General features: G+C 58.8%; 13 protein-coding genes and 1 tRNA gene. 7 read left to right on the top strand and 7 right to left on the bottom strand.

Annotated features, from left to right (window positions below; all coding sequences use genetic code 11):
- Positions 1–9 precede the first annotated feature (9 nt).
- Positions 10–99: transfer RNA gene (locus tag DBR00_RS02800), tRNA-Ser, on the bottom strand.
- 132 nt (positions 100–231) lie between these two features.
- Between DBR00_RS02800 and DBR00_RS02805 the strand changes: the two genes are divergently transcribed.
- The 6 genes from DBR00_RS02805 (at position 232) to DBR00_RS02830 (ending at position 3,450) form a co-directional block, all read left to right on the top strand.
- Positions 232–900: a Bax inhibitor-1/YccA family protein gene (locus tag DBR00_RS02805; protein ID WP_108486005.1), complete on the top strand. Its 669-nt coding sequence runs from the start codon at positions 232–234 to the stop codon at positions 898–900.
- Between the two features lie 182 nt (positions 901–1,082).
- Positions 1,083–1,475, top strand: a complete 393-nt coding sequence (gene tusD / locus DBR00_RS02810; protein ID WP_108486006.1) for a sulfurtransferase complex subunit TusD — start codon at positions 1,083–1,085, stop codon at positions 1,473–1,475.
- 1 nt (position 1,476) lies between these two features.
- A complete protein-coding gene (gene tusC, locus DBR00_RS02815) occupies positions 1,477–1,836 on the top strand; it encodes a sulfurtransferase complex subunit TusC (RefSeq protein ID WP_108486007.1) in 360 nt (119 codons plus the stop codon).
- Positions 1,836–2,135: a sulfurtransferase complex subunit TusB gene (gene tusB, locus DBR00_RS02820; protein ID WP_108486008.1), complete on the top strand. Its 300-nt coding sequence runs from the start codon at positions 1,836–1,838 to the stop codon at positions 2,133–2,135. The genes tusC and tusB overlap by 1 nt, the downstream gene beginning before the upstream one ends.
- Complete coding sequence (locus tag DBR00_RS02825) at positions 2,132–2,467, top strand: TusE/DsrC/DsvC family sulfur relay protein (protein WP_108486009.1); 336 nt, start codon at positions 2,132–2,134, stop codon at positions 2,465–2,467. The genes tusB and DBR00_RS02825 overlap by 4 nt, the downstream gene beginning before the upstream one ends.
- Entirely contained in the window at positions 2,464–3,450 is a 987-nt protein-coding gene (locus DBR00_RS02830) for a glycosyl transferase family protein (protein ID WP_108486010.1), read from the top strand. Before DBR00_RS02825 ends, DBR00_RS02830 begins: the two co-directional genes overlap by 4 nt.
- Here DBR00_RS02830 and cysG read toward each other — a convergent pair.
- The 6 genes from cysG to ftsK all read right to left on the bottom strand — a co-directional run bounded on the left by cysG (position 3,435) and on the right by ftsK (position 11,113).
- On the bottom strand, positions 3,435–4,829 hold the full coding sequence (gene cysG / locus DBR00_RS02835) for a siroheme synthase CysG (RefSeq protein WP_108486011.1): 1,395 nt from the start codon (positions 4,827–4,829) through the stop codon (positions 3,435–3,437). The genes DBR00_RS02830 and cysG overlap by 16 nt on opposite strands.
- Positions 4,830–4,901: 72 nt before the next feature.
- Positions 4,902–6,182 carry a serine--tRNA ligase gene (gene serS / locus DBR00_RS02840; protein ID WP_108486012.1) on the bottom strand — a complete coding sequence of 427 codons (1,281 nt, stop codon included), beginning with the start codon at positions 6,180–6,182 and terminating at the stop codon, positions 4,902–4,904.
- A gap of 114 nt (positions 6,183–6,296) precedes the next feature.
- Positions 6,297–6,677, bottom strand: coding sequence for a fluoride efflux transporter CrcB (gene crcB, locus DBR00_RS02845; protein ID WP_108486013.1), 381 nt, complete (start codon positions 6,675–6,677; stop codon positions 6,297–6,299).
- Positions 6,674–7,999: a replication-associated recombination protein A gene (locus DBR00_RS02850; RefSeq protein ID WP_108486014.1), complete on the bottom strand. Its 1,326-nt coding sequence runs from the start codon at positions 7,997–7,999 to the stop codon at positions 6,674–6,676. Before DBR00_RS02850 ends, crcB begins: the two co-directional genes overlap by 4 nt.
- A gap of 33 nt (positions 8,000–8,032) precedes the next feature.
- The gene (gene lolA / locus DBR00_RS02855) at positions 8,033–8,659 is read right to left on the bottom strand and encodes an outer membrane lipoprotein chaperone LolA (protein ID WP_108486015.1); all 627 of its coding nucleotides are present in this window, start codon (positions 8,657–8,659) and stop codon (positions 8,033–8,035) included.
- Positions 8,660–8,707: 48 nt separating this feature from the next.
- A complete protein-coding gene (ftsK, locus tag DBR00_RS02860; RefSeq protein WP_177479880.1) occupies positions 8,708–11,113 on the bottom strand; it encodes a DNA translocase FtsK in 2,406 nt (801 codons plus the stop codon).
- Between the two features lie 230 nt (positions 11,114–11,343).
- Here ftsK and trxB point away from each other — a divergent pair, with 230 nt between their 5' ends.
- Positions 11,344–12,294, top strand: coding sequence for a thioredoxin-disulfide reductase (gene trxB, locus DBR00_RS02865; RefSeq protein WP_108486016.1), 951 nt, complete (start codon positions 11,344–11,346; stop codon positions 12,292–12,294).
- The last annotated feature ends 37 nt before the right edge of the window (positions 12,295–12,331 follow it).

A 12,331-nucleotide genomic window follows, 5' to 3' on the forward strand; every position in this document is an offset into this window, starting at 1 on the left:
GAGAAAATTTGGCGGAAGCGGTGAGATTCGAACTCACGGAAGAGTTTCCCCTTCGACGGTTTTCAAGACCGTTGCATTCAACCGCTCTGCCACGCTTCCGGCGATTGCGGGCGGCAATCTTACCCGAACGCAACACGCTGTCAAACTCTACGTGTTGGCTCTTTATCTGCCTCTGCTATGATCGAGCCTGACCTTGGTAACGGAACCACCAGCCATTTCAGGAGTGCCGCCATGAATGAACATAATTATGCACTTGACCATACGCAGGTTGAGCAGCAAGAAGTCAGCCGCGTCCTGCGCAACACGTATGGCCTTCTGGCCATCACCCTGGCCTTCAGTGGCCTGGTTGCGTTCATCGCGCAGCGCGCCAATGTGCCTTATCCGAATATCTTTGTATTGCTGATAGGAATGTTCGGCCTGTTCTTCCTCACCGCCAAACTGCGTAATTCGGCCTGGGGCCTGGTTTCGACCCTCGCACTAACCGGTTTTATGGGCTACACCCTCGGCCCAATCCTCAATCGCTACATGGGCATGGCCAACGGGGCTGAAGTTGTCAGCTCGGCTTTCGCCATGACGGCCCTGGTGTTCTGTGGCCTGTCGGCATACGTGCTGACCACCCGCAAGAACATGAGCTTCCTCAGTGGTTTTATCACTGCAGGTTTCTTTGTTTTGCTGGGTGCGGTGGTTGCCGGCCTCTTCTTCGAAATCAGCGGGCTGCAGTTGGCGATCAGCGCAGGTTTTGTACTGTTTTCCTCGGTCTGCATTCTGTATCAGACCAGCGAAATCATTCATGGCGGTGAGCGCAACTACATCATGGCCACCATCAGCCTGTATATGTCCATCTACAACCTGTTCGTCAGCCTGCTGCAGATTTTCGGCATTATGGGCAGCGACGACTGATACAAGTCGCTGCTAAAAGCCCGCTTCGGCGGGCTTTTTTATGCTTGCCATCCGTGGCAGGCACCCTGAAGGCCGTTGCTGCGCGAGGTTAAAAACCACTCCGGGTCATTTTTTATGCCTGCTGCGCGCATCTTGGCGACTCAGGCTTTATCATTCCGCCAAATTGGCTTGCCAGGTTTGCTATGAAATTCGCCATCGCCCTGTTCTCACCGCCCCATGCACCCTCCTCGCGCCGGGCTCTGCGCTTTGCTCAGGCGGTATTGGCGGGTGGGCATGAGATCGTGCGACTGTTCTTCTATCAGGACGGCGTCCACAGCGCTTCGAGCAATGTGGTCTGCGCGCAGGACGAAGTGGATCTGCCGCGTGAATGGCGGGAGTTTGTGCAAACGCAGCAGCTGGATGGCGTGGTGTGTATCGCCGCCGCCTTGCGTCGTGGTGTGTTGAATGGCGATGAAGCGCAACGCTACTTACGTACAGCCGCCAACCTGGACGCGCCTTGGGAACTTTCCGGCCTGGGCCAGTTGCACGAAGCGGCGCAGCTGGCGGATCGCCTGGTGTGTTTTGGGGGGCCTTGAAATGAGTAAGTCACTGTTGATCATCAGCCGCCAAGCCCCGTGGTCCGGTCCCGGGGCGCGGGAAGCGCTGGATATCGCGCTGGCCGGCGGTGCCTTCGATTTGCCGGTTGGCCTGCTGTTTCTCGATGACGGGGTATTTCAGCTGAGTGGCGCGCAACAATCCGGCAACCTGCAGCAGAAAGACCTCAGCGCCAATCTACAGGCCTTGCCGATGTTCGGGGTCGAGGCACTGTATGCCTCACAGCGCAGCTTGGACGAGCGCGGCCTGCGTAATCACGCCAGCAGTCTTGCTGTCGAGTGTCTCGATGATTCCTCGATAAGCGCCTTGATTGACCGTTATGACCAGGTGATTACGCTCTGATGGCTACCTTGCACGTACTCTCGCACTCCCCCTTTACCGATAGCCGCCTGAGCAGTTGCCTGCGTATTCTCGGTCGCCAGGATGCACTGTTGCTGTGTGGTGATGCGGTGTATGCCTTGCAGGACGGCAGCGCGCCGCGTCAGGCACTGGAACTGATGCCTGGCGTCATCACGCTGTATGCCCTGGATGAAGATGTGCAGGCGCGCGGCCTTGCGTACCCTACCCGCCTCACATTGGTCGATTACCCAGCGTTCGTTGCGCTGAGCTGCCAGTACGACAAGGTAAACACTTGGCTATGAGCACGCTGAATGTTGAAGGTCGCATTTTGGCGCTGGATAAGGACGGCTATCTCGTCGATCTGGCTGATTGGTCCGAAGCCAGCGCGCATGCCCTGGCGCAACGTGAAGGCATCAGCCTGAGCACCGAGCACTGGGAAATCCTCTGGCTGGTACGCAGCTTTTACGAGGAGTTTCAGTTGTCCCCGGCCAACCGTCCGCTGATCAAGTTTATTGCCGTCAAACTTGGCCCCGACAAAGGCAATAGCCTGAACCTCAATCGCCTGTTCAATGGTGCTCCCGCCAAACTTGCCGCCAAGCTGGCGGGCCTGCCCAAGCCGACCAATTGCCTATGAACCTTGTGACCCCGCCGGAACATCCTTTTGCTCAATTTGTGCGCATCCTCGGTAAAGGCAAACGTGGTGCGCGCAACCTGACCCGCGAGGAGGCCCGTGACGCCATGGGCATGCTGCTCGACGGCCAAGCCGAGGAAAGCCAGTTGGGCGCCTTTCTGATGCTGTTGCGGCACAAGGAAGAAAGCGCCGAGGAAATGGCCGGTTTTGCTGAGGCTGTGCGAGCACGCTTGCAGGCGCCGGCAATTCAGGTTGATCTGGATTGGCCCAGCTATGCCGGGAAGAAGCGCCACCTGCCATGGTTCCTGCTAGCAGCCAAAGCGCTAGCGAATAGCGGTATTCGCATCCTGCTGCATGGCGGCGGCCCGCACACAGCCGGGCGACTGTACAGCGAACAGCTTCTTGAAAGCCTGCACATTCCACTATGCCGCAACTGGGGCAGCGTTGAGCAGGCGCTGGCGCAACAACAGTTGGCGTTTATCCCGCTGGGCGACTGGATGCCACCGCTGCAGCGGATGATCGACCTGCGCAATATCCTCGGTCTGCGCTCACCGATTCATTCGCTGGCACGCATTCTCAACCCGCTGAGCGCGCGTTGCGGCCTACAGAGCATCTTTCACCCGGGTTATCAGGCGGTGCACCGCGAAGCCAGCCAGTTGCTCGGCGACAGCGCGGTGGTGATCAAGGGTGAAGGCGGTGAAATCGAGATCAACCCGGATGCCAGCAGCCACCTGTATGGCACGGCCAATGGCGACAACTGGGATGAGGAGTGGCCGGCGCTTTCGCTACGGCGTCACGTAAAACCTGAATCACTGCAATCGGCCCATCTGGCCGCCTTCTGGCGTGGTGAGGTGGCCGATGACTACGGCCAGCTTGCCGTCATCAGCACCATGGCTTTGGCCTTGCGCGCCCTCGGCGAGTCGCGCGAACACGCTCTGGAGCGCGCCGCCCAATTATGGGTGGCACGTAATCAGACGCTGGCCTGAGCCCCTTCGAACCAGGCCAGTTTCTCCCGCAATTGCACCACTTCGCCGACAATTACCAGGGTCGGGGCATGCACCTCATGCCTCGCTACCAGCTCGGCCAGATTGACCAGGGTGCCGGTAAACACGCGCTGGTTCTGCGTGGTGCCCTGCTGGATCAATGCCGCCGGCGTTGTCGCAGCGCGACCATGGGCAATCAGCTGCTGACAGATGATCGGCAAACCCACCAGGCCCATATAGAACACCAGGGTCTGGCTGCTGGCCGTCAGTTCGTTCCAGGGCAGATTGCTGCTGCCATCTTTCAGATGACCGGTAACAAAGCGCACCGACTGCGCATGGTCACGGTGGGTCAGCGGAATGCCGGCATAAGCCGCGCAGCCTGAGGCAGCGGTGATGCCCGGCACCACCTGAAACGGAATGCCGTGGGCGGCCAACTCTTCGATTTCCTCCCCTCCTCGGCCGAAAATAAACGGGTCGCCGCCTTTCAGGCGCAGCACACGCTTGCCTTCTTTGGCCAGATTGACCAAGCGCTGGTTGATCTGTTCCTGCGGCACGGCATGCTCGGCGCGTTGTTTGCCGACATAGATACGCTCGGCATCACGGCGGCACAGCTCGATAATCGCCGGGGCCACCAGCCGGTCATACAGCACCACATCGGCCTGCTGCATCAGGCGCAGCGCACGGAAGGTCAGCAGGTCAGGGTCACCCGGCCCAGCGCCCACCAGGTACACCTCGCCAAGGGTGCGCGGGGCAATCCCGGCGATCTTCTCTTCCAGCAGGCGCTGACCTTCCTGCAATTTACCGGCGAAGACACTTTCGGCCACCTGGCCCTGGAACACATCCTCCCAGAACACCCGGCGCTGCTGCACATCGGGGAACAGCCCTTTGACTTGGGCACGAAAGCGCTTGGCCAGGCCGGCCAACTGGCCATAGGTCGCGGGAATCCAGGTCTCGATCTTGGCACGAATAAGCCGTGCCAGCACCGGTGCATCGCCGCCACTGGTTATCGCCACAATCAACGGCGAGCGATCGACGATAGCGGGGAAAATCACGCTGCACAGCTTCGGCGCATCTACCACATTGACGGGAATACCCAGGGCCTGCGCCTCAGCCGAGATTTGCGCATTCAGTGGTTCGTCATCGGTGGCAGCAATGATCAGTGCCACGCCCTGCAGATCCGCCGACTGGTAATCACGCAGCAGCACCTCGCCTTGTCGAGCGCTGGCCATCTCACGCAGCTCATCGCGAATCTCCGGCGCGACCACCCGCAAGGTTGCTCCTGCATCACTGAGCAAGCGCGCCTTGCGCACGGCAACTTCGCCGCCGCCGACCACCAGTACCAGGCGATCCTGCAGTTTGTGGAACAGGGGCAGAAAATCCATGACGCACGCTCTCGATCGGGTAAACAAAACGGGGCGGTACTGGCCGCCCCGTCGCAGGTAGCTGAAGCCGGCTTAACCGATAATTTCGATGCCACCCATGTAGGGCTTCAGCACGTCTGGTACGCGGATGCTGCCATCGGCCTGCTGGTAGTTCTCCAGCACGGCAACCAGCGTGCGACCTACTGCCAGGCCGGAGCCGTTGAGGGTGTGTACCAGCTCGGGCTTGCCGGTTTCCGGATTGCGGTAGCGTGCTTGCATGCGGCGCGCCTGGAAGTCGCCACAGTTGGAACACGAGGAAATCTCACGGTACTTGTCCTGGCTCGGCACCCAGACTTCCAGGTCATAGGTTTTCACCGCGCCGAAGCCCATATCGCCGGTGCACAGCGCCAGTTTACGGTACGGCAGCTCAAGCAGCTGCAATACGCGCTCTGCGTTGGCGGTCAGGCTTTCCAGCGCTTCGAAGGATTGGCTTGGCTCGACGATCTGCACCATCTCAACCTTGTCGAATTGGTGCTGGCGAATCATGCCGCGGGTATCACGACCCGATGCGCCGGCTTCGCTGCGGAAACATGGGGTGTGTGCCACGAGTTTCAGCGGCAATTGCTTAGGATCGAGAATTTCACCCGCAACGATATTGGTCAGCGACACTTCAGCAGTCGGGATCAAATACAGATCGGCCTCGCCTTCACGGCTGATCTTGAACAGGTCTTCCTCGAACTTCGGCAGCTGGCCGGTGCCTTGCAGCGCAGGCGCCTGTACCAAGTACGGCGTATAGGCTTCTTCGTAGCCGTGCTCGCTGGTGTGCAGGTTGATCATGAACTGCGCCAGAGCGCGGTGCATGCGCGCAATCGGCCCTCGCAATAAGGCAAATCGCGCGCCGGACAGTTTGGCCGCGGTCTCGAAGTCCAGCCAGCCGTGCTGCTCGCCTAGGGCGACGTGATCCTGAATCGGGAAATCGAAGCTGCGCGGCGTGCCCCAGCGGGAGACTTCAATGTTGCCTTCTTCATCTTCACCTATCGGCACCGACTCGTGTGGCAGGTTGGGGATATTCAGCAGCAGGTTGTCGAGTTCAGTCTGAATGCTGTCGAGGTCACGCTTACCCTGTTCCAGATCGCTGCCCATCTGGTCCACTTCGGCCAACAGCGGCGCAATGTCTTCACCGCGCTGTTTGGCCTGACCAATGGATTTGGAGCGACTGTTACGTTCGGCCTGCAGCTGCTCGGTACGGGTCTGCACGGTCTTGCGCTGGGCTTCGAGGGCTTCGAAGCGCGCTACATCAAGGACAAAGCCGCGAGCAGCAAGGCGCTCAGCCACTTCATGGAGCTGGGTACGAACGAGTTTGGAATCGAGCATGTTCTGGTCTCAACACATCACAAGGGTTTGCATGGCCTTGGCCATGACGCGCAATGCCGCGCAGTTTAAGGCTTTAACAGGGGTGGGTGCCACACCGCACGTTAGCTTGCGTGGCTACTGGTAGAGGCGCGCCAGGGCAAAACCGGTCCAGACGGCGAGCACACCGCCGACCACACTGCACAGCAGGTAGGCAAACGCCTCATTGTGGCGGCCACTTTCAAACAGTTTGAGCAGTTCAAGGCTGAATGAAGAAAAGGTGGTGAAGCCGCCGAGCAGGCCGATTATCAGCCCGCTGCGCAACTCGATTGGCAGGTCACTTCGCAGCAGAAACAAGCCTGATAACAGACCAATCACTAGACACCCGAGAATATTGACGGTGAAGGTGCCGAGGTAGAAGTGCCGAGGCCACTGCGCGACCATCCAGCTGGCAGTGAGAAAACGCAGCACGGAGCCCACTGCACCGCCGAGGGCTACAGCCATGGCTACACGAATCATGGCTTTCTCCGCTGCCGAGGGCTATTGCTATCCTGGTTTTTCAAATGCTGCAGCTTGTCGCGAATTTTAAGTTCCAAACCACGTGGCACCGGCTGGTAATACGCGCGCGGCTCGAAGGTTTCCGGAAAGTAATCCTCGCCGGCCGCGTAGGCATCAGGCTCATCGTGGGCGTAGCGGTATTCATCGCCATAACCCAGCTGCTTCATCAACTTGGTCGGGGCATTACGCAAGTGCAGTGGGACTTCCTGCGAACCATGCTCGGCAGCATCACGCATGGCGGCGTTGAAGGCGTTGTAGACCGCATTGCTTTTGGGTGCGCAGGCCAGATAGACAATGGCCTGCGCCACAGCCAGCTCACCCTCGGGACTGCCCAGGCGCTCTTGCACATCCCAGGCATTCAGGCAGAGTGTCAACGCACGCGGATCAGCATTACCGATATCTTCGCTGGCCATGCGCACCACACGCCGGGCGATATACAGCGGATCACAGCCACCATCGAGCATACGCGCAAACCAGTACAGCGCGCCGTCCGGACTGGAGCCGCGCACGGACTTGTGCAGCGCCGATATCTGGTCGTAAAAGGCTTCGCCGCGCTTGTCAAAGCGCCGGCGGGTATCACCCAGCAGATTGAGCAGCAGTTCGCTGCCGATCTCGCTGCTGTCCTCTGCCAAGTCAGCCGCATTTTCCAGAAAGTTGAGCAAACGCCTGCCATCGCCATCGGCGGCGGCCTGGAGAATCTTGAAGCTTTCTTCCGGTAGGCTCAGCTGGCGTTCGCCCAGGCCCTTCGGGTCACTCAAGGCGCGATCAACCAGTTTGCGCAGCGCGCTTTCATCGAGACTTTTCAGCACATATACACGAGCCCGTGAAAGCAAGGCGTTGTTCAGCTCGAAAGAAGGGTTTTCCGTGGTGGCACCGATAAAGATCAGCGTGCCGTCTTCCACGTAAGGCAAAAAGGCATCTTGTTGCGATTTGTTGAAGCGGTGCACTTCATCGACAAACAGGATGGTCTGGCGGCCATATTGCGCGGCATGTTGCTGCGCTAATTCCACGGCCTGGCGGATTTCCTTGACCCCGGAGAGGACCGCGGAAATCGTCTCGAAGTGCGCGTCGGAAACCTGCGCCAACAAGCGCGCCAGGGTGGTCTTGCCGACGCCTGGCGGCCCCCAGAAGATCATCGAATGCAGTGCGCCCTGCTCCAGGGCTTCACGCAAGGGTTTGCCACGGGCCAGCAAATGGTCCTGGCCGACGTACTCATCCAGGCTGGTGGCACGTAGCCGGGCAGCCAGGGGTTGAGCGACGGGAGCCTTGCGAAACAGATCCATGACTGCGGTTTAACGCCTCTTGCTTTGAGCTTTCTACTCTTGAATCACGTCCGCGCCGGCCGGAATCTCGAAAGTGAACTGCGCATCGTCCTGCGGCTCATTCATTTTCACGTTGAGGAACAGAATATTGGTGCGCTGGCCGATGCTGTCGATCAGCTGCATATCGTTGAGCACCTTGTTGCGAAACGACAGGCGCAGGCTGTCGAACAGGGTGTCCTTGGATTTGGGCTTGAGGATGAAGTCCACGACGTTGCCACCTTCATTGTGGCTGATCTCGAAGTTCTCACGGATCTTCGACACGTCACCGGACAGCAGCAGCGCCGGGGTGTGGGTCAGGCGTTGATCGAGGGTCTGGATAGTCACCTGCTGCAGATCCGGGTCATACAGCCAGACCTTCTCGCCATTGGAAACCAGCAGTTGCTCCATCGGCGCATCGGTATGCCAGCGGAACAGTCCCGGTCGTTTCAGCGCGAGCTGACCGGCAGTTTCCTGCAACTGGGTACCGCTGCCATCCAGAGATAGCTGGGAAAAGCGAGCGGTAATCGTCTGCGCCTGGTTAAGTAGTTCGGTCAGGCGTTGTATGGCTACTTCGTCATCGGCTACAGCAGCGATGCTGGTAAAACTCAGCAGGGTCAGCACTAACATGCGAATCAGGCGCATGGGGTTCCTCATTTATTCGGGTCTTCGGGGCATCAATTCCTGAGGGAATTAATCGCGCATGGGGCCTGGAGCTATGACCTCGCGAGAGCCATTAGTGTTCATTGAAGTGACGACGCCAGCCATTTCCATAGCTTCAATCATCCGCGCGGCTCGGTTGTAGCCGATCTTCAATTTGCGCTGCACGGCAGAAATCGAGGCGCGGCGGCTTTCCAGCACGAAATTGACCGCCTCATCGTAAAGCGGGTCGGACTCGCTGCCCTCGCTACCGCCCTCGCCGCTGCCGCCTTCGAAGCCGCTGCCGGACTCCTCGACGCCCGCGAGAATGTCGTCGATGTAGTCAGGCGTGCCCCGCTGCTTCCAGGCTTCGACCACGCGGTGTACTTCTTCATCGGAAACGAAAGCGCCATGTACACGAATCGGTAGGCCGGTGCCCGGTGGCATGTAGAGCATGTCACCGTGACCCAGTAGCTGCTCGGCCCCACCCTGATCAAGGATGGTACGCGAGTCGATCTTGCTGGAAACCTGGAAAGCCATGCGCGTCGGAATATTGGCCTTAATCAGGCCGGTGATCACATCCACCGATGGACGCTGGGTCGCGAGAATCAGGTGAATACCCGCTGCACGGGCTTTCTGCGCAATACGCGCAATCAGCTCTTCAACCTTCTTGCCGACGATCATCATCATGTCTGCAAACTCGTCGACCACAACTACGATGGTCGGCAGGGTTTTCAGTAACGGCGCTTCGTCATGCATGCTTTCGCGCTTGTACAGCGGATCTGCCAATGGCTCACCCGCCTCTTCGGCGTCCTTGACCTTGCGGTTAAAGCCCGCCAGGTTGCGTACGCCCATTTTCGACATCAGCTTGTAGCGACGCTCCATCTCGGCCACCGACCAGCGCAGGGCGTTGGCGGCTTCCTTCATGTCGGTCACCACCGGGCACAGCAGATGCGGAATACCTTCGTAGATCGACAGCTCGAGCATTTTCGGGTCGATCATGATCAAGCGCGCCTCTTCCGGCGTGGACTTGAACAGGATCGAGAGGATCATCGCGTTGACCCCGACCGATTTACCTGAGCCGGTGGTACCGGCCACCAGCAGGTGCGGCATGCGCGCCAGGTCGGTGATCACCGGCTTGCCGCCGATGTCATGCCCCAGAGCCAGGGTGACCGGCGACTTGGCGTCATCGTACTCTGGCGAGGACAGCACTTCGGAGAAGCGCACGATCTGCCGGTCTTCGTTGGGAATCTCAATGCCGACCGTGGTCTTGCCAGGAATCACTTCCACCACCCGAACACTGATCACCGCCAACGAGCGCGCCAGGTCTTTGGCCAGGTTGGAAATGCGGCTGACCTTGACCCCGGCAGCCGGTTGAATCTCGAAACGGGTGATCACCGGACCTGGGTGTACAGACTCGACAATCACCTCGACGCCGAACTCCTTGAGTTTGATCTCAAGCAGACGCGACATCGCTTCCAGCGACTCGGGGGAGTATTTCTTCTGAATTTTTTCCGCCACATCGAGAATCGAAATCGGTGGCAAGCTGCCGGCCAGGGCGCTGTCTTCGAACAGGTTGACCTGTTTTTCTTTCAGCACGCGCTTGCTGGGCTCGGGGGCTTTGGGCACAGCCGGCGGGGTAATGACCGGAGCGGGACGGTTAACCCGCTCGCTCATGTGCTTGTTCAGCGCATCTTCGCGCTCGATCAGCCGTTCCTTGACCTTGGCCTGCTCGCGGCGATCCAGCACGATCGGAGCCGACACTTCGCTGACCCGCTCATCCACTTCACGCAGTTGTGCCACCAGTTGCTGGCGTTCCAGGCGCGCATTCCACCAGCGGTTGGCCAGGCTCTGAATCAGTTCAATCAGATCCAGGGTAATTTTGCCGGTCAGGTCCATTACCTTGAACCAGGACAGGTCAGTAAATACGGTCAGCCCGAACAGAAACAGGGCAATAAATAACAGCGTACTGCCCTGTACATTCAGGGCATTAATTGCCAGTTGGCCGAGGCTTTCCCCCAGGGCGCCACCGGCCGATGCGGGCATGCTGGAACTGGCCTGGAAATGGATAAAAGCCAGCGCCGCACCGGACAGCACCAGAAACACCAGACCGATCAGCCGCCAAGAGAACAGCCAGCCGCTCCACTGCCAGGGTTGATGACGTGCACGAAACACCTGCAGGGTTTTCACCGCCAGCAGCAGCGGGAATAGATAGGCAAAATAGCCCAAGGCCATAAACAGAATGTCGGCAAACCAGGCTCCGGCTCGGCCTGCAGCGTTCTGCACCTGTTCTACGTTGCTGGTGTGAGTCCAGCCCGGATCGGCCGCATCGTAGGTCAGCAGAGCCATCCACAGGTACAGACAAAGCGCACCAAGGCCGATCAGGGCGCCTTCTTTCAATCGATAGGGCAGCTGCTGACGCCAGAGAGGGGCTTGTACGGTTGGGCTAGATTTCTTCAAAACGCATCTGTTCCTGCGCCAGAGGCGCCGAATAATTGGTTAACAGCAAAATATGCAGCGATTGTACGGGTTTAGCCAGACGATACCAAAATGAACTGTATGCATAAACAGCTCAAGTGGTTGACTCCCGCTCATTGCCTGCTTCGGTGTAGCATATCCGTCAACATCTTCCGTGCGGCTCAATTGGAGCATGCATTCTCTTTTGTGACAAAGGCTTATGAGGTGTTTTTATGAGCGAAGTCAAGCATTCACGCTTGATCATCCTGGGCTCCGGCCCTGCCGGTTATAGTGCTGCCGTCTACGCTGCCCGCGCCAACCTCAAGCCTGTAATCATTACCGGCATCCAGCCCGGTGGTCAGTTGACCACCACCACTGAAGTGGACAACTGGCCTGGCGATGTTGAAGGCTTGACCGGTCCCGCGTTGATGGAGCGCATGCAGAAGCATGCCGAGCGTTTTGAAACCGAGATCGTCTACGACCATATCCACACCGCCGAGTTGCAATCGCGCCCTTTCACGTTAAAAGGCGACAGCGGCACTTACACCTGTGATGCACTGATCATTGCCACGGGTGCATCGGCGCAGTATCTGGGCTTGCCATCCGAAGAAGCGTTTTCCGGCAAGGGCGTATCGGCCTGCGCCACCTGCGATGGCTTTTTCTATCGCAACCAAGTGGTCGCGGTGATTGGTGGCGGCAATACTGCGGTCGAAGAAGCGCTGTACCTGTCGAATATCGCCAAGGAAGTTCACCTTGTGCATCGCCGCGATAAACTGCGCTCCGAGAAAATCCTTCAGGACAAACTGTTCGACAAGGCCGCCAACGGCAACGTGGTCCTGCACTGGAACCACGCACTTGAAGAAGTCCTGGGCGACAACACTGGCGTCACCGGTGCACGCCTGAAGAACACTCAGACCGGTGCGACCACCGACCTGCCGCTGGCCGGTGTGTTTATTGCTATTGGTCATAAACCTAACACCGACCTGTTCCACGGGCAGTTGGAAATGCGCGACGGTTACCTGCTGATCAAGGGTGGTAACGAAGGTAACGTCACTGCCACCAGCATCGAAGGGGTATTCGCTGCCGGTGATGTAGCCGACCATGTCTATCGCCAGGCCATTACCTCGGCAGGTGCTGGCTGCATGGCCGCGCTGGATGTCGAAAAGTTCCTTGACGATAATTGATCGATCGCAAGGCGGGCTAACTGGCCCGCCTTGCGAT

The sequence above is a fragment of the Pseudomonas sp. HMWF032 genome (genome assembly GCF_003060885.1).
Classification (GTDB): Bacteria; Pseudomonadota; Gammaproteobacteria; order Pseudomonadales; family Pseudomonadaceae; genus Aquipseudomonas.

Coding starts and splice junctions, on each gene's coding strand:
- DBR00_RS02805 (WP_108486005.1), top strand. CDS start 232: ATGAATGAACATAATTATGCACTTGACCATACGCAGGTTGAGCAGCAA.
- tusD (WP_108486006.1), top strand. CDS start 1,083: ATGAAATTCGCCATCGCCCTGTTCTCACCGCCCCATGCACCCTCCTCG.
- tusC (WP_108486007.1), top strand. CDS start 1,477: ATGAGTAAGTCACTGTTGATCATCAGCCGCCAAGCCCCGTGGTCCGGT.
- tusB (WP_108486008.1), top strand. CDS start 1,836: ATGGCTACCTTGCACGTACTCTCGCACTCCCCCTTTACCGATAGCCGC.
- DBR00_RS02825 (WP_108486009.1), top strand. CDS start 2,132: ATGAGCACGCTGAATGTTGAAGGTCGCATTTTGGCGCTGGATAAGGAC.
- DBR00_RS02830 (WP_108486010.1), top strand. CDS start 2,464: ATGAACCTTGTGACCCCGCCGGAACATCCTTTTGCTCAATTTGTGCGC.
- cysG (WP_108486011.1), bottom strand. CDS start 4,829: ATGGATTTTCTGCCCCTGTTCCACAAACTGCAGGATCGCCTGGTACTG.
- serS (WP_108486012.1), bottom strand. CDS start 6,182: ATGCTCGATTCCAAACTCGTTCGTACCCAGCTCCATGAAGTGGCTGAG.
- crcB (WP_108486013.1), bottom strand. CDS start 6,677: ATGATTCGTGTAGCCATGGCTGTAGCCCTCGGCGGTGCAGTGGGCTCC.
- DBR00_RS02850 (WP_108486014.1), bottom strand. CDS start 7,999: ATGGATCTGTTTCGCAAGGCTCCCGTCGCTCAACCCCTGGCTGCCCGG.
- lolA (WP_108486015.1), bottom strand. CDS start 8,659: ATGCGCCTGATTCGCATGTTAGTGCTGACCCTGCTGAGTTTTACCAGC.
- trxB (WP_108486016.1), top strand. CDS start 11,344: ATGAGCGAAGTCAAGCATTCACGCTTGATCATCCTGGGCTCCGGCCCT.